The organism is Candidatus Uhrbacteria bacterium (genome assembly GCA_016699205.1).
In the GTDB taxonomy this organism is placed as follows: domain Bacteria; phylum Patescibacteriota; class Patescibacteriia; order 2-12-FULL-60-25; family 2-12-FULL-60-25; genus CAIXDN01.
Map to the genome: position 1 here is coordinate 490,779 of CP064964.1, position 15,663 is coordinate 506,441.

General features: G+C 56.9%; 15 protein-coding genes and 1 other RNA gene. 4 read left to right on the forward strand and 12 right to left on the reverse strand.

What is annotated here, in order from left to right:
• Positions 1-97 precede the first annotated feature (97 nt).
• The 10 genes from IPH19_02465 to smpB form a co-directional block, all read right to left on the reverse strand.
• On the reverse strand, positions 98-757 hold the full coding sequence (locus IPH19_02465) for a hypothetical protein (protein QQR61297.1): 660 nt from the start codon (positions 755-757) through the stop codon (positions 98-100).
• Between the two features lie 105 nt (positions 758-862).
• Entirely contained in the window at positions 863-2,074 is a 1,212-nt protein-coding gene (locus IPH19_02470) for a putative metal-binding motif-containing protein (GenBank protein QQR61298.1), read from the reverse strand.
• Between the two features lie 192 nt (positions 2,075-2,266).
• A complete protein-coding gene (locus IPH19_02475) occupies positions 2,267-3,727 on the reverse strand; it encodes a hypothetical protein (GenBank protein QQR61299.1) in 1,461 nt (486 codons plus the stop codon).
• Between the two features lie 439 nt (positions 3,728-4,166).
• The gene (locus IPH19_02480; protein ID QQR61300.1) at positions 4,167-4,727 is read right to left on the reverse strand and encodes a hypothetical protein; all 561 of its coding nucleotides are present in this window, start codon (positions 4,725-4,727) and stop codon (positions 4,167-4,169) included.
• An 83-nt stretch (positions 4,728-4,810) separates the two neighbouring features.
• Positions 4,811-6,640 (reverse strand): hypothetical protein, encoded by a 1,830-nt coding sequence (locus tag IPH19_02485; protein ID QQR61301.1) that lies wholly within the window; start codon positions 6,638-6,640, stop codon positions 4,811-4,813.
• Positions 6,641-6,702: 62 nt separating this feature from the next.
• Positions 6,703-7,041: a 50S ribosomal protein L20 gene (gene rplT, locus IPH19_02490; GenBank protein QQR61302.1), complete on the reverse strand. Its 339-nt coding sequence runs from the start codon at positions 7,039-7,041 to the stop codon at positions 6,703-6,705.
• 5 nt (positions 7,042-7,046) lie between these two features.
• Positions 7,047-7,241 (reverse strand): 50S ribosomal protein L35, encoded by a 195-nt coding sequence (locus tag IPH19_02495; GenBank protein QQR61303.1) that lies wholly within the window; start codon positions 7,239-7,241, stop codon positions 7,047-7,049.
• A gap of 10 nt (positions 7,242-7,251) precedes the next feature.
• A complete protein-coding gene (infC, locus tag IPH19_02500) occupies positions 7,252-7,812 on the reverse strand; it encodes a translation initiation factor IF-3 (protein ID QQR61304.1) in 561 nt (186 codons plus the stop codon).
• Positions 7,813-7,823: 11 nt separating this feature from the next.
• Positions 7,824-8,246: a transfer-messenger RNA gene (gene ssrA, locus IPH19_02505) on the reverse strand.
• Between the two features lie 2 nt (positions 8,247-8,248).
• Positions 8,249-8,689, reverse strand: a complete 441-nt coding sequence (gene smpB / locus IPH19_02510; GenBank protein QQR61305.1) for an SsrA-binding protein SmpB — start codon at positions 8,687-8,689, stop codon at positions 8,249-8,251.
• Between the two features lie 36 nt (positions 8,690-8,725).
• On the opposite strand from smpB, the gene IPH19_02515 reads away from it, so the two are divergent.
• From IPH19_02515 to IPH19_02530, 4 genes are read left to right on the forward strand one after another with little or no spacing between them, the layout of a single operon-like run.
• Positions 8,726-9,754 (forward strand): AI-2E family transporter, encoded by a 1,029-nt coding sequence (locus IPH19_02515; GenBank protein ID QQR61306.1) that lies wholly within the window; start codon positions 8,726-8,728, stop codon positions 9,752-9,754.
• Positions 9,751-10,515, forward strand: coding sequence for a hypothetical protein (locus tag IPH19_02520; GenBank protein ID QQR61307.1), 765 nt, complete (start codon positions 9,751-9,753; stop codon positions 10,513-10,515). The genes IPH19_02515 and IPH19_02520 overlap by 4 nt, the downstream gene beginning before the upstream one ends.
• 18 nt (positions 10,516-10,533) lie before the next feature.
• Positions 10,534-11,652, forward strand: a complete 1,119-nt coding sequence (locus tag IPH19_02525) for a serine protease (GenBank protein ID QQR61308.1) — start codon at positions 10,534-10,536, stop codon at positions 11,650-11,652.
• A 12-nt stretch (positions 11,653-11,664) separates the two neighbouring features.
• Positions 11,665-12,282: a hypothetical protein gene (locus IPH19_02530; protein QQR61309.1), complete on the forward strand. Its 618-nt coding sequence runs from the start codon at positions 11,665-11,667 to the stop codon at positions 12,280-12,282.
• Between the two features lie 36 nt (positions 12,283-12,318).
• Here the strand turns inward: IPH19_02530 and thrS are convergent, their stop codons facing one another.
• On the reverse strand, positions 12,319-14,115 hold the full coding sequence (gene thrS / locus IPH19_02535; protein QQR61310.1) for a threonine--tRNA ligase: 1,797 nt from the start codon (positions 14,113-14,115) through the stop codon (positions 12,319-12,321).
• Between the two features lie 201 nt (positions 14,116-14,316).
• A complete protein-coding gene (locus IPH19_02540) occupies positions 14,317-15,627 on the reverse strand; it encodes a hypothetical protein (GenBank protein QQR61311.1) in 1,311 nt (436 codons plus the stop codon).
• Between the last annotated feature and the right edge of the window lie 36 nt (positions 15,628-15,663).

The window sequence follows — 15,663 nt, forward strand, 5'->3', positions numbered from 1 at the left end:
TTTTGTCAACCCCACCGCAGAGCTTAGCGAAAACGAAAGCGCCCACCCCAGTAAGTCAGGGTGGGCGCGATCAGAGATGCCCTTGCGGGCGAAGGAGCTAGAGGAGCGAGGAGCAGAGCGGCAGACGCAGGACGTACCCGCCACCAGGCGAGACGGCCGTCGTCACGATGCTCGAGACGTCCTCGGGGGCGCCGGTCGCGTCGGGGTCGTACCAGACCTCGATGCGGACGTTGCGCGACATGGCGGTCGAACCCGCCGGGATGGCCGCGTAGTCGCCGGAGGAGCAGCGGAACCCGAGATCGACCTCGGCGCCGACCCACTCGGGACGGACGCGCTGGTCGATGTCCGAGCCCGGCGTGTAGACCGTGCCGGTGACCGGCAGGCTGTACGCCGTCGGATCCCAGCCGCTGGCGCAGGAGCCGAGCGGGCCGTTGGCGGCGTCGAGCACCGTCACGCGGAAGCGCGTCGGGCTCATGCCGTCGGCGCCGCAGTGGCGCCAGGGGGTCGGAGGCGACGTGGTCGTGGCCGCGTCGGCGAGGACCGTCGGGCCGCTGTCACCCACGGGGGTGACGCCGGCATCCGTGCCGTACGTGGGGCCGTCGGGGCTGGTGTTGCAGCCGGAGACGAGCGCGACGAGGACGAACGAGACGATGGTGAGGGTGTTCTTCATGATCTTCTGGATCCCTTCTTCATGCCCGATGCGTCGGAGCCGCGTTGATTGTTTTCGGTTTTGAACTGGAACGTTTGGTTTGAACAAATCTCGCGATTTGTACTCCCCTCGAAGGCCATCAGGTTGATGATGAACTTTGAGGGAAGGAGCACCGGTAGAAACCAGTGCTCACTTTCCAGAGTGTGCTTGCCCTCAGAGCGGGCAGGCGAAGGTGCTGCATTCGTCGAGCGGGACGTGCGGCTTGGAGAAGCTCGATGAGGAGCCCTCGCGGCAGACGTAGCCCGCATCGGAGAGGTCGCGACCGTCGATGTCGACGATGAAACCTGCCGAACGCAGCGTGTTGCCGACGCGCGGGTTCCAGTCGGTGACCGTGCCGGCCCAGTAGCCGATCTCCGATCCACGCGACGCGTCATCCGGGCAGAAGGCCTGGAGACGAACCCATCCGCGCCAGCTTCCGCTCATGACGATCGAGTAGCTCGTGGCACCGGCGATGGAGCGAAGCTCCGTTCCACCAGGACCCCAGGCCACCGTCACGAGACCGCGAGCACAGGTCGCGCGGAGCGCGGCCGTGGGCTGCACGCGGAGCGTGCCGCCGAGGTTGTCCTCGCAGACCGCACAGACACCACCTTCGTCGGTGAAGCCGTTGCAGTTGTTGTCGCGGCCGTCGCAGATCTCGACACCACCGTTGGTGATCGTGCAGGTCGGGCCGCAGGCGAGGTCACTGCCGTTGCAGTCCTCGTCGATGCCGTTGCCGCAGATCTCGGTCGCGCTCGGGCAACGCCCGGCGTTGGTGTCGTCGCAGTCGTCGCCGACCGTACGACCCGGCGGGGTGCGCGGGCAGTGAACCGAGCCGCTCGGACCCATCGACATGCCACCGTCACAGTGGTCGTCGTTGTCGTCGTCGCAGCCTTCGTCGATCTGTCCGTCGCAGTCGTTGTCGAGGTTGTCGCAGATCTCCACGCCGGTGGGCGTGCAGGTGGAGCAACCGTCGTCGACCGAGCCGTCGCAGTCGTTGTCGATCGCGTCGCCGCAGATCTCGGACACCGGCGAACCGGGGACCGCACTGCAGATGGACGCGGTCGACGAACCTGCGGGGCAGGACGTCGTGCCGAAGCGCTGGCAGGCGCCGAGACCGAGCGAGCAGCTCGCACCACCGCCCGGGCAGTCCGGGGTGGTGTCGCAGACGCTGCCGTTCAGCCGGCAATCCCAGGCGCGGCCATCCGCGGCGCAGAAGAGCGCCGTCTGGTTGCTGTCGCAACCGGGGATGTCGCAGCCTTCGGAGCCCGGCATGATCGAGCCCGGCTCGCAATTGCGACCGTGCTCGTCCGGCGGGACGTAGTTGGCACAGGCGGCGAGGCCCATGCAGATCGTGATGGAAAGGAACGAACCGTTGATCTTCATCATCTGGACCTCAGCCTTTCTCCCGCTCACGCGAGAGCGAGAATCGAGCAGTTCTGGTAAGTCACATGACCCACCATCTGGATCTATTAGCCGATACTGGATTCCCGTCTTCACGGGAATGACAGCTACTAAAGCCGGATGGTGTGGGGGCCCGCTCGATCTACAGATGTAGAGAGCGGGCCCCCGAGCAGTTGTTCAGAACGAGACGCCGCCGCCCAGTGAGAGGACGTAGCCGACTCCATCGACACCGACGAAGTGATCGACGTTGGGACGTCGGACCTCGGTGTGGGTGTAGTCGAGGCCGGCCGTGCCCTCGATGTGCAGCCACGGAAGCGGGTTCACCCGAAGGCGAACTTCCCCACCGAGCTGGAACACGGGCCAGGTGTGCAGGCTGCGACCGATCTGGCCGCCGGGGTTGAACACGGCGGAGGCCGCGAGACCGACGTCGAGGGCGAACATCTCGTCGAAGCGGAAGGTTGCGCCTGCCGATCCGCCAAAGATGCCCTCGTCACCGATCGTGCCGTCCGGGTTGAACTGGCCGATTCGATCGAGGAGGTTGCCCGCCCCGACGTATCCGCGCAGGAAGAACCCGAAGTGCTCGACCGGAAGGGCCTCGATCTCGGCGTACACCACTCCGTGAGGAGCGAGGATGCCGGCCGGAGCCGTGATGCCGAGACCATGGAAGGCCAGGCCGAGGTGGAAGCGGAGATGCCAGCCATTGCCGGAACCGACGCTGTCACGCAGGTAGTCCTCGCGAGCTGCGAGACATGCCTGCATCACCTGGTCGCGCGTCATCGTCGGATAGTCGTCCGGGTCGATGTCGCAGATGACCGAGAGGCCACCTTCGAGAGCGCCTAGCCGCGTCAGGATCGAGGTGATCTGTCCACGCATGGTGTTCAGATCGCCGCGGAACTCGTCGAGGTCACGACGGAACTCGTCGAAGCTGTTGCAGAAGCCGGCCCATGCCGCATCCCGGACCACGCCTTCCGGCAGGGTCGGGCTGCAGTAGTAGGTGAGGAACGCGTAGTTGCGTCCCACATCCTCAAGGTCGTCTTCTGCTTCCTCGCGAGCGATCGGAGGAGCTGCCGGATTGGAGTAGTCGACACAGTGAATGATCACCAGCGTGACTCCGGGCTCGGCGCGCCGTCGGCTCTCGCCTTCGGAACGCGCACGATTCCAGGGAACCTCCACGGGCTCCGTGCCGTCCTCGCAGATGACCTGTCGATTCCACCCGCGACCTTCCATGTGATGGGGGCCACGAGCTTCCACGACGAGTCGGCGACGAGTACGCGGAGCGCTGGGCGCTTCCGGATCACGGGGGCAGACCTCGACCTCGCGGCACATGGTGAAGGCCTCGCGGACTTCGCCCATATTGGTGAAGTGCGGCCGGCCGCCCGTGCCGTTCAGGCGATCGTAGAGCGTCTCGTAGAACGTCATGACAGTTCGATCTGCATCGACACAGGTGTTGGTGAGGGCCGCTGCATCGTCGAGGCTGATCGTGCCGTCCTCGTACAGCTCGTTGAAGTGCTGGAGACAGGGCGGGGACGCTCCCTCGGGGGGAACGATACGATCCTGAGCGTCCGCGATGGACGCGAGGCCGAGGGTGAGCACGAAGCCGATCGCGAACGAGACGAGGAACAGGTTGGTGGTCTTCATGGGAACTCCTCTCCGAACCTTCCGGCCCGGTGGTCTGTGACCCCGGGTGGAGGTCGGGTTGATCGTTCTGAATCTGAAACTTGGAAATAGCGAGAACCTGTCATTATTGACCGGTCCTTGAGCCGTCCCGCCAGGAGACGGAACGGCTCAAATACCTGTCTTAGGCACGATTAGCCATTGAAAGAACGTATTACAATATCACTTTTTAAGCTTTTTGTCAAGGCTTATAAACAATGACTTTGTCGAAGGTTTAACAGCCTCAGACCTTAGCCTTTTTCTCGTAAAATCGGGTATTTCCAGCGCTAATTAACAACATAATATAACACGTTTTTGGCTTTTTGTCAATAAAACATTCATTAAACGCAAGTTAGCCAAAATCGCTAAAAACAGAACACGACCCCTCCGCCAGCGTGGCAAAGGGGTCGTGCAGAGATAGTTGCTAGTCGCCGCGGCCGACTAGCCTGAGATGGGACGGAGTCGCCCTCATCCGCTTGGTGGGACGGGTGTTGCGAACGGCTTCCCCGAGGGAAGCGGGCTTGGCCGGCTTATGGTCGCGGATCCAGCCCTCGGCAGAGGGATGGCGCTGCGCGACGAAGAGAACGATCTCCTCGATGCGCTCGAGCGCCTCCAGATGAGCCTCTTCCTGCTTGCTGCCCGCGGCGCAGGCATCGACATTGCGCTTGAGACGCATCATCAGACGGATGAGACCGCCCTCGGGGCAGTTGTGGAAGTCGACGATGTGGAGCGCGTTGGCGAGGAGTGCCTCGCGGACGCGTGTGTCGGCGAGCTTGATGTCGGGCCGGAAGCCCTTGAGAACCTCCTCGGGGAACCATCGGCTCAGGCAGACGATGGCCCAGACGAAGTCGCCGCACTCCTCGAGCGGGAGATGCTCGACGAAGGGGGCCGAAACGCCGTTGACGACGTTGATTTCCGGCATCACGAGGTCGCGCAGCGCGGGCGAAATTACCTTGGTCCAAAAGGAACGATCCCGATTTTCCATGATTCTCCTCTTCTCGGGGACCAAAAAATATATCAAAATATTGCGATTTTGTCAATGGATACAAAAGAACCCCGGAGGGGTTCTTAGGCGGCTTTCTTAACTAACTTTGGACGTGCTTTCTTTGGACTAACTTCCTCGATACCCATGATTTTGTCGGCTTCTGCTATGCGGGCCTTGGCCTCTTGGTCGCCATCCATGTCGTAGAAGGCGCGGTCGAGGACATAAGCGGTGGCGAGATCGCGCGTGCCAAAGACCTCTTGCAAGGCGTCGAGCTGATCCTGTTCCATCCCCTGCATGCGAGCGGCAATGCTGTTCCAGAGTTCGGCGGCACGCGGGTATTCTTTGCGAACCGTGTTGATGTCTGCCGCGCGTTCCTTTTGGAACTCGAGCGTGACGCTTTCTTCTTCCTTCACATCCTTAGGCATCGAGGGCGATTCTGCCTCCGGTTGATAGAGTCGGACCGGCTCGGCACGCGACATGGCGTCGCTGATGCTACCGGTACCCATCGAGACTTTGCGGGATGGGACGCGGCTCATCGGACGTTTGGCACGAATCTCTTTTTCATCTTGGATGACACCACCTTCTGCGTTGCGGACAACGCCGCTCTTATAGTCTTGATCGATAGCGGCGACTTCCGGATTCTCAGCGATGAACTCGCGATCCGTAGCCTGCTGCGCTGCTTCTTCCACATCGATTCTCTGGCGCTTACCTTTGGCCGATAAGCTCTGCATCAAGTCGGGCTTCACACCCATGACTTCACGGTCTACTTCTTCCAGTTTTTTCCCGGACTCGATCCAACTGTCCAGTAAATCATACGTTGGAACATTGGCGAGCTTCGCCAAACCGCGGCGGATGCGCGTCATGAAACCGCCATTCAATACGAGCTTCTCGTATGCATCCTCCGGCTCCATGCCCGTAAGATCGCGTAAACGATTGCCGGTTGCGGCGTGCTCGGCTTCCAACTTCTTTAGCTTGGCAAGAGAGCGTTTGCGGGCTGGGTCCGTCTCTGCAGACGCGCGCTCGGCGCTGACATTGGCTTGGATGCGCTTGCCAGCTTCCGCGCGTTCCTGCTTGGACTGGACTTCCTTTTGGTATTTTTCCAAGGCTTCACGGCTGACTTCACGAGCTTTTTGCATGCTCTCGGCTTTCGCCGATGGCTGTTTCAGAAGCTCGGAAGTCTTGGCTTCCGTTTCCTCGATATCGCGCTTGATGCGCTCGGCCCATTCTTTATCCAGCTCCTCCATCTCCTTGCGAGCGATTTCCTGCTTTTGATTCTCGTTCTCAAGGTCAACCAATTCCTTCACCATTTCTTGGCGAGGATTCATGGAGACCGTCTCCTGCTTTTTCGCGCGCTTCTTGGGCTTCTCAACATAACCAAGAACCTCTTCTTCCATCATGCGCTTGCTCTCAATATCCTGGAGCTCCGAGACAAGGGCCATGGTGTCAACCTTCTCTGGCTTAGGCTCTGCATCGATCGCATCGGCCATTTTGGAAATCGTTTCCTTCACGGATTTACGCTCGTCTTCTTTCAATAAGTCATTGATCACTTTCTCTTGAGCAACTTCACGCGAAACGCGCTCGCGACGTTTGGCGGGCTCGAGAGCTGCACGGGCATTCTCAAAATCGCTTTTGCCTGTCATTTTCAAAAATTGCTTCTTTTTCTCTTCTTTCAACATGCTTTCTGCAGCCTCATGCGCTGTAAAAGCCTGCTCTTCATTCATAGCGCCAAGACGCTCGCGTAAAGCCGCTTCCTCCATCTCCTCTTTCATTGCGGAAGAGGTCTCGGCTTGGAATCGTTCGGCTTTTTGCCCTCGACTCTCTTTTCGTTTTTTGGGAGATTGTTCCGCACCGGGCAAATCTTGCCGGCTTGGCATTTTAGGCACATCTTCAAACTTCTTCATTTTGCGTGGCATAGGAGAATGCCGCCAGTATAACACAAATCCCGCCGATCGGCGGGATTTGTGTGGATGATTGCTTAGGCTTTGACAAGCTTAGCAAAGACTTCCGGGTGTTTCATGGCAATCTCAGCGAGAACCTTGCGGTCGAGCTCAATGTTGCGCTTTTTCAAGCTGTCCATGAATTTGGAATAGATTGTTCCGTTCAAACGGGCGGCGGCGTTGATACGCATCTGCTGAAGACCGCGATTGTCGCGCTTCTTGAGTTTGCGTCCGACGTAGGCGTTGCGGCCACTCTTTGTGGCAGCTGTCTTGGCGAGCGTGATCTTGGATTTGCGGCCCCACATCATGCCCTTTGTACGGGCAAGAATATTCTTGCGGCGCTTGATGCGGTGTGTACCGCGCTTAACACGAGGCATAGGAGTTAGGAGGCGTTAATAAGTGACTTGATCGTGCGGACGTAGACCTTGGCGACGGAGATGTCGCGGCGCTTGTTGCGGGTCGTGGTGCCGGATTCACGGCTGTTGAAGTGACCCTGACCGCCCTTGCGCTTGAGCAGCTTGCCCGTCTTGGTGATGACCACGCGTTTGCGGAGGGTCTTGGATGTTTTCTGTTTCATATGAATAGGTTTAGGATTTGCGTCCGACAATCGCCGTGACATTACCGCCCGTGCGGGTGATCTGCTGCTCGATGAAGAGTTCGTACTCTTTGGTGAGTTCTGCAAGGTATTCCTGGATTTTCTTTCTGGCGATGTCGCCATGTTCTTTCTCGCGACCACGCAGGCGGATCTCGATATTGAGCTTGTGACCGTCGGCAAGGAAACCCTTACCTTGGTTGATGCGAGTATCGAAGTCCCCCTGTCCCATCTTTACGGAGAGTCGGATGCCTTTCACGTCAACCTTTTTGGCGTGGGCCTTTTGGGCCTTGATCTCCTTCTCCTTATGATATTTGAATTGCCCGTAATCGAGGAGTTTGCAGACCGGCGGATTGGCCTTGGGTGAAACCTCGACGAGGTCATACCCGCGTTCAACCGCGGTTGCGAGTGCTTTCTCGACGGTCATCGGACCCAAGAAGGCTCCGTTTTCGTCGATCACACTCACCTCGGGCGACTTGATCTGATCATTGACCAAGTAGTTTACGAGTTCTTCTTTTTTTTGATAGCCGCCGCGGCGGCGATGGTGAATTCTCATTAGAAAATGGGTGGTGGAGATGCCGGGTATCGCACCCGGGTCCGAACATAAGACCAAGACGTTTCATTCACAAGCTTGGACGACTCATCCCAACGCACGTCGGGTGTCATTCCTGCGGCATGGAGCCGACGAGAGCGCAGGAACCAAGTTTCCGGGGCCTGTCGTCATGAGCGGGAAACCGCGCTCGCGACCAAGTTCCCATTTATGACAGTCGATCTCTACCTCGGGAACAGAGGAAGAGGGACTGGCCGGCCACAGTCGCGGTTAGGCGAGGACCGGAGCGAAGGACGGGGCGCGGAAAGCCGAAGCGATCGCGTCCTGAACCTTTGAAATGACGTTGGCAGTTGTCATTGTACCTACGTGGATTACGGACTCGTAGGCGCGTCCGGCTTGCAACGAAATGGAACGAACGTCGTCGATGCTGATTCATCCCCGTTTACTCGTCGTAACGACGGGCATGGCGCATACGGTCGCGTTCCTTGATGGAATCCCGCTTGTCATGGGCTTTTTTCCCACGACCGAGGGCAAACGAGACTTTGATGCGTCGGCGGAGAGGATAGAATGAAATGGGCACAAGTGTCAAGCCTTTTTGCTCCAATTTTTCCGTTAACTTGCGCAATTCCTTGGCTGTAACCAGAACCTTGCGATTCCGTTCTATCTCGTAGGTATCCCGGTTGGCCATCTTGGAATAGGGCCGAATTTGGGCTCCGACCAGCCATAATTCACCACGGATGAGGCGGATGTAGGCCCCCTCGAGCTTCGCTCCGCCCTCACGGATCGATTTCACCTCCGGACCGCTCAAAACCAGGCCTCCTTCAAAGGATTCCAGGAACTGATAGTCGTGCCGGGCTTTCCGGTTTTCTGCGTAGGGCTTCATGGGTCTTTGGCCGTACGGTATAACACGTATAACGATATGGAAACTCCCCGCGTCATTGCCATCAGTACCGGAACCATTCTCAAGGTGCTCGGAATCGTCCTTGCCTTGGGCTTGGCCTGGGTCTTGAGAGATATTCTCCTCTACACATTTACCGCGATCCTGATTGCGGGCGTGATGTATCCACTCGCGACATGGGCGGAGCGTCATCGCATTCCAAAAGGATTGACCGTGGCCGTTGTGTACATCCTGCTGATCGGAGTTTTGATTACAGCGATCAGTTTCTTGGTTCCGGCGCTCCTTGAACAAACACGCTTGGCTGCCGGAGCCTTTGGCAACACGCTTGGCTGGCTGCAGGATGCAACAAGTCTTTTGAAAGACGTGGCTGCGCGCATGGGCATCCAGACCGGAACCGCGCCGACGATCGCCGGTGTTGCCGGACAAGCACAAGATGTTGCGCTTGGATTTTTAGGAACATTGAATACTGTCGCTGGCGGTGTCGCAGGCGCACTCGTCGTCATCGTGCTATCTTTTTATATTATTATTGAAGATGAAGCAGCACGGAAAGCGTTCCGCAGTCTTGTGCCGGAGCGTTATCAGGAATTTGCCATCCGGCTCGTGTGGCAGGTCGTGGAAAAACTTGGTGCGTGGATGCGCGGACAGCTCGCATTGTCAGCCAGTATCTGTACAACCTATTTTATTCTTTTCACGATTCTCGGGCTTCCCTATCCCCTGCTCCTTGCACTCGTCGCCGGATTGTTTGAGTTCATTCCGTACATTGGTCCGATTATTGCTGCATCGATTGCCACGTTCATTGCGTTTACGGTTGCACCTTGGATGGCGCTGGTTGTCGCCATCGCTACCATCGTGATTCAACAGCTGCAAAATAATATCGTCGCGCCGATGGTGATGCGCCGAGCGGTTGGCATGAATCCGGTCATTAGCATTCTTGCGTTTTTGGTTGGGGCAAAACTATTTGGAGCCGTCGGTGCCATCTTTGCGATTCCGGTTGCAACCGCCTGTTCCGTGGCAGCTGCGGAGTATGTACGATTCAGGAACGGAACATGATTTTCCTCCTCGTCCGCGGGCTTCCGCTTTTCATCGGACTCGCTGTCTTTGCCGCTTGCCAGTGGCAATGGCGCGACGCCTCGATTTATCCGTGGCCGCTCGTCGCCGCTCTTATCGCCTATGCGGTTGGCGCAGGTTTTATCAGCTATCGCCGATTACCGATTGAAGAACTGGGTTCCAAAATGGTACCCGGGGTCATTGTTCTCCTTTCCATGGGTTTTGCTTTTCTCCTGGTCGAGGCTCCCGAGAGCCGTGTAGCCCTTTCCTTGCTGATGGCCGGTTCAGCCGGAGTCTCTCTTGAGATGCTTTGGCTTTTGGCATTTGATCCAGCTCGATATCCCGTACACGGGCTCTCACGGCTCAATGTTGCGTTCATGCCACTCGCCGCTTTCTTTGCCTGCCTTGGATTAACCGGACTTGGTTACTTTATCCGAACGCCGGAATGGATCACACCTCTTACGATGGCGGCTTTGGGAGCGCTGGCATTTGTTTTAACCTCTCCACATACGCATGGAAGAACACACCGTACTCGATGGGGCATTCTTGGCGCTGCGATCGGATTACAAGTTGGGATTCTGGCGTTGATTTTACCTGTTTCCATCGTCGTACAAGGCTCTTTGGCGGCGATTCTGATCGCGATTCCTCTACGTATCCGCCGCTACAGCACGGGCGCTATTCCGCGACGAGTGACAGCCTGGAGCGAGGGCGTGAGTGTCACGGTCCTGTTTTTAACGGTTTTGCTGGTTTCCCGTTGGGCATAACGTGGTAGAATTGCCGGTATGAAAAATCCGGTTTTGTTGTGGTTACCCACGATGGCAGGCGTTGTCGCAGGAACCGCTACCGCGGTGGTCGTGACCCTGGCCTATGTACAGCCTCAATTTCAGGCTATTCGGGACCAGATCGACACTTTAACAGTGACAACAAGTACGCCGGATATCATTCCGCCTGTTCAAATAGTTCCGATTGAACCTCGTCCCCTTGTCCCTGCCTACCCGCCAGCATTTTTGGAACGACGCATTTCTTCTGTTGTCACGGTTGTCCGCCGCGGACGCGCGGATGGTTTGCCTGTTGCTGCGGAGCGAGAGCTTGGTGCCGCAGTCGCGATCACGAGCGACGGCTGGCTTGCCACAAGCTGGTCTGCCGTAAACGGATTGCGCTTGAATGAGTTGGGCGTTGCTTGGTCTGGCCGTGTCTACCCTGTGCTGCGTGCCGTTCGCGATACAGCGACTGACATTGTTTACTTGAATATTAACGTACAGGGATTGCCGGCCGCTGCTTTTGCACGCGCTTCCGATGTCGAGAGCGGTGCTGCGGTTTGGTACGAGCCGCGTCCGGGCCAGCTGCGAGCGGATTTAGTCATTGATGATTCATCAATGCTGACCAGTGAAGCTCTCTCGAGTGAACGAGCGGGACGACGATTCTTGGTCGAGGGTCTCGCTGGAGCAAATGCCGGAGCTGCCGTGTGGGATGGCGGAGGAAAATTGGTCGGCATCGCGGAAGAGAATGCGGTGAATGGCGCTGCTGTTATTCCTGCCGAAGGACTTGGGACAACCCTTGCACAACTGATCAGCACGAATACAATTACGCGCCCGCTCTTGGGAATTCGCGGTATCGATTTGGCGGATATTGCCCTTGATACGACAAGCTCGACGCTTCCACAGCTTGGCGCATGGGTGCGCGCGGTACCTGCAGGGACGCCAGCGTATCGAAATTTGGCAGAGAATGATGTGATCGAACGCGTGGAACGTGATATTCTTGATGGGTCAGCGGATTTGGGCGAGCGCTTGCTCGAGTATCGACCTGGCGTAACGATCACTTTGTACGGACGACGCAACGGGCAATCGTTTCAAGCGCGTGTGACGCTCGGATCACACAACACCGCAGAGGCCATCAAATAAAAAAAATAAATTATGACCATTAAAGATCAGCCGATTCGCAGCTTGCTCGCCTCGTGGCGTGCGCTTGTCGGACTCGGTATCGCCGGAGCGCTCCTTGCTCTCGCCGTTTCCTTTTTGCAGCCATTGCAATACAACTCGACTGTACGTTTATTGATTACTCAGCCAGGCTCGGTCAACGTTGATGCGTTTACGGTGTTGAAATCCAATGAGCGCATTGCGCAGAACCTTTCACAATTGCTGCGTACCTCGACCTTTTTTGAAAATATTTTGGCACAAGCGCAGGGCGTCGATGTTGATTATTTCCCTGCAGCAGAATATGAACGCCGCGCTGCATGGAATCGCGCGATCTCGACCAGCGTCGATACCGGTAGCGGACTCATGACGGTTAGCGTTTACCATCGCGACGTTGCGCAGGCACGAAGCCTCGTGGTGGCGGCATCCAACGAGATCGCCAAGCAAGCTCCGAATTACTTTGGCTCGGCCATCCGCGTGCAGGTGATCGACTCCCCGCTTGATTCTCGCTGGTATGCGCGTCCAAACTTCATGAATAACGCGGTGTACGGATTGTTTACGGGAATTATGCTCGGCGTTCTCTGGAGCCTTCTCCGAAAGCCCGAACGAAGCGAGTAACAAACAAAAATCCCTCCGAGCGGAGGGATTTTTGTTTTAGGCAAGACGTTCTTTGATCGATTTGATGGCATCGGCGATGAAGTCTGCCTTGTCCATGGATTTTTGGTCGGCTTCTCCGCGTACACGGACGGTGAGCGGACCGCCTTCTGCTTCCTTATCGCCGACAACGAGCATGCGTGGAAGCTTCATCTTCTCCGCGTTGCGGATTTTCTTGCCGACGGATTCCGTTGAAGCGTCTACCTCGACTCGCAAGCCTTGGGCACGGAGCTCTTTGGCGAGTTCGTTTGCGAAATCGATGTGACGATCAGCAACGGGAAGGATTCCGACTTGAACCGGAGCGAGCCAGAGCGGGAAGGCGCCAGCGTAGTGCTCGATCATAATACCCATGAAGCGTTCTACAGAGCCGAGAATGGCGCGGTGAACCATCACAGGGCGCTGATGGGTGCCGTCGGTGGCGACGTACTCGAGGCCAAAGCGTTCTGGTTGGACAAAGTCGAGCTGAATCGTGGCCAATTGCCACTCGCGGCCGATCGCGTCTTTGGTCATGAAGTCGAGCTTGGGGCCGTAGAAGGCTGCCTCCCCTTCTCCGATCTCCACATCACGGCCGACAGACTGCATGACTTCTGCAAGCGCTTTTTCTGCAGCATCCCAAACATGTCCTTCACCAAGATATTTCTCCGGGTGGGCCGGGTCGCGGACGGAAAGGCGTACGCGGTGGAAACTCATGCCAAAACCCGCGTAAAAGGCTTCAGCGATGCGATAGATGGCAAGCGCCTCATCCTTTACTTGGTCGGCGCGGCAGAAAACGTGAGCATCGTCCTGCGTAATGGAGCGGACGCGGGTGAGACCTTGGAGCTGGCCGGTATTTTCATCGCGATAAACGGTCGTGACTTCACTCATGCGGATCGGGAGATCGCGATAGGAACGGGGCTTGGAAGCAAAGATCTGCGTGTGATGGGGGCAGTTCATTGGCTTCAAGACGAATGCTTCATCGGTTTTCTTGCTAGAGACGTGAAAGAGGTCATCCTCGAACTTGTCCCAGTGGCCAGATGTCTTGTAGAGGTCGGTTTTGGCGATATGCGGGATCATGACGCGCTCGTAACCGTATGGCTGCATCAATTCCCAGATGAAGTCAGTGAGATTTTGGCGGAGAATGGTTCCGCGCGAGGTGAAGAGTGGCAAGCCGGAGCCGACGAGCGGTGAGAAGGTGAAGAGATCAAGCTCGGCACCAAGTTTACGATGGTCGCGCTTCTCGGCTTCCGCCATCATCGTCTCATATTCCTTGAGTTGGTCTTTGGTTTCAAAGCAGAGTCCGTAAATGCGCTGCATTTGTGCGTTCTCCTGATTGCCGCGCCAATAGGCGCCGGCGACCTTGTTCAATTTCCAGGCGCCAATTTCTCTGGCTTCCGTGACATGAGGGCCGCGGCAAAGATCGATGAAATCGCCGGTGCGATAAATCGTAATGACGCCGACATTCTGTGGGTCAACGTCTTGAGCTTCCTCGGCAGAAACTTTTGTGGTGCCTTTGGTCTTCAAATCGTTCAACAATTCTACTTTGTAGGTCTGGTCGAGTTCTGAAAAAAGTTTGATCGCGTCATCGAGCGAGACTTCCTCGCGGGTGAAGGCGGGGTTTTCTTTTTGGATGCGCTGCATTTCTTTCTCGATCAATTTCAAATCTTCCGGAGTAACCGGGCGACCGATATCGATATCGTAATAAAAACCGCTCTCGATGGCCGGGCCAACGCCGAGCTTGGCTTCTGGGAAGGCGCGTTTGATCGCAGCGGCCATAACATGGGCCGCGGAGTGGCGGCGAGTCATTATCGGATAGTCCATAGTGAAGGGATTATTCATGAAACAAAAAACGAAACAGCCTATGTGTTTCGTCGGGCCCCGACGTTCGTCGGGGGGTTCCACCCGAATTGCCTGACCGAGGTCAGACCGCTCTTGGTATCGATTGTTTTTTGCGCCGGTTGGTGAGGCCGGGGATGTCACCATGAAACCAAAATGCTTGACCGAGGTCAAGCATTCTATTGGTTATTCCACTTTTAGATCGATGCGGTCTTTGAGACTTGGCACGGAATCGATCCACGCTGGTTGGATTTTTACTTCTACGGATTCCACCCCTTCTACGGCTCGCAGCAGGCTCTCCGCTTCTGATTTACTCTTCCCCGCAATGACAGACTTCTGCAGCAAAGGACTGGCTGGGCTCAAGCGATAGGCAGCGTCGGCGGAAACGCGGATGGAGGCGATTTCCTGCGCAATATCGGATGACTCGAGCGAGTAGGTAATGGCGCCGCTATCGAACGGTAAGAATTCTCGGCCGGTCGGGACACGCTCGCGGAGACGGGATCGAACCAAGGTCTGCATATCCTCTTTTCCGTAGTAGACGGCGGTGACATCGAGCTTGATGGAGGCGAGGAAGTTCTCAGCGACGTCGCCTGGGCGAACCATGAACTTGCGATCAACGACTTTCACGACGTACACGACTTCCAAGTTGGTGGTGCTTCCGACTTCACCGGCGAGAGATTTCATTGCTTGGTTGAGGACGGTGTCGGTCAGGGATTTTTCTGCGCGGTCGAGATCGCTCTGCATGACCGGTTTACCAGCTTTTGGCTTTGTCGTTGTCGCGGCAGAAGAAGCTGGAGGCGTGACCGGCTTGGTTGCAGCGGCAGAATCCTGAGCTACCGCTTGGAAAGCAGCGTCGGACTCGGCGTAGATGTATTGTTGAATGTCGACAAAGAGTCCTGGAATCGTGAATTTCTGCGGACCGGTGAGCACGAATTGGCTTCCTGGCTTATCGGCGTATACACCGACCGACACTTCCCCACCTGGCGGGACAACGACCTGTGCGTCGATGCGGTAGAGCTTGTTATCGCTTGTGAGCAGACGCGTTGTCTTTACCAAGGTTTGGGACTTTGAGTATTTGTTAACGATGCGTACCGTACCTTTAGCAATCACGTTCTCGTTTACGACAGGTACCGGAGTCACGACAGGCGCAGGAGTGGTCGTCGGAGCCTTTGTGGGATCGACTGGCTCGCCGGCGGCACCGAGAACCGGGAACTCTTGGACCTTTTCAAATACGCCCTGAACAACGCGGCCAGGAATTTGTCCCGTTTTTGGTTCTTTGGCGACCTCAACGACGCCATCGAGACGCACGCGGTCGCGTTTCACCTTTACCAACACTTCCGCTTTGACCGATGTCAGCCACAAAACAGCCAACACGATCACCACGGTCAGCGCGATGAATGTGTAAGCGATACGGCGATAGACGCTTGGCTGAGAAATCGTCGGAAAAGACGGGGCATTGATATGCACGGAACCGGGTCGGCGTCGGGACAAATTCATAAACTGTTAATTCCCTGAGTATACCACAATTCTTTA

What these genes read in the sequence shown, in the direction of transcription:
- IPH19_02470 (QQR61298.1), bottom strand. Translation starts at nt 2,074, where the DNA reads ATGATGAAGATCAACGGTTCGTTCCTTTCCATCACGATCTGCATGGGC.
- IPH19_02475 (QQR61299.1), bottom strand. Translation starts at nt 3,727, where the DNA reads ATGAAGACCACCAACCTGTTCCTCGTCTCGTTCGCGATCGGCTTCGTG.
- IPH19_02480 (QQR61300.1), bottom strand. Translation starts at nt 4,727, where the DNA reads ATGGAAAATCGGGATCGTTCCTTTTGGACCAAGGTAATTTCGCCCGCG.
- IPH19_02485 (QQR61301.1), bottom strand. Translation starts at nt 6,640, where the DNA reads ATGCCACGCAAAATGAAGAAGTTTGAAGATGTGCCTAAAATGCCAAGC.
- rplT (QQR61302.1), bottom strand. Translation starts at nt 7,041, where the DNA reads ATGCCTCGTGTTAAGCGCGGTACACACCGCATCAAGCGCCGCAAGAAT.
- IPH19_02495 (QQR61303.1), bottom strand. Translation starts at nt 7,241, where the DNA reads ATGAAACAGAAAACATCCAAGACCCTCCGCAAACGCGTGGTCATCACC.
- infC (QQR61304.1), bottom strand. Translation starts at nt 7,812, where the DNA reads ATGAGAATTCACCATCGCCGCCGCGGCGGCTATCAAAAAAAAGAAGAA.
- smpB (QQR61305.1), bottom strand. Translation starts at nt 8,689, where the DNA reads ATGAAGCCCTACGCAGAAAACCGGAAAGCCCGGCACGACTATCAGTTC.
- IPH19_02515 (QQR61306.1), top strand. Translation starts at nt 8,726, where the DNA reads ATGGAAACTCCCCGCGTCATTGCCATCAGTACCGGAACCATTCTCAAG.
- IPH19_02520 (QQR61307.1), top strand. Translation starts at nt 9,751, where the DNA reads ATGATTTTCCTCCTCGTCCGCGGGCTTCCGCTTTTCATCGGACTCGCT.
- IPH19_02525 (QQR61308.1), top strand. Translation starts at nt 10,534, where the DNA reads ATGAAAAATCCGGTTTTGTTGTGGTTACCCACGATGGCAGGCGTTGTC.
- IPH19_02530 (QQR61309.1), top strand. Translation starts at nt 11,665, where the DNA reads ATGACCATTAAAGATCAGCCGATTCGCAGCTTGCTCGCCTCGTGGCGT.
- thrS (QQR61310.1), bottom strand. Translation starts at nt 14,115, where the DNA reads ATGGACTATCCGATAATGACTCGCCGCCACTCCGCGGCCCATGTTATG.
- IPH19_02540 (QQR61311.1), bottom strand. Translation starts at nt 15,627, where the DNA reads ATGAATTTGTCCCGACGCCGACCCGGTTCCGTGCATATCAATGCCCCG.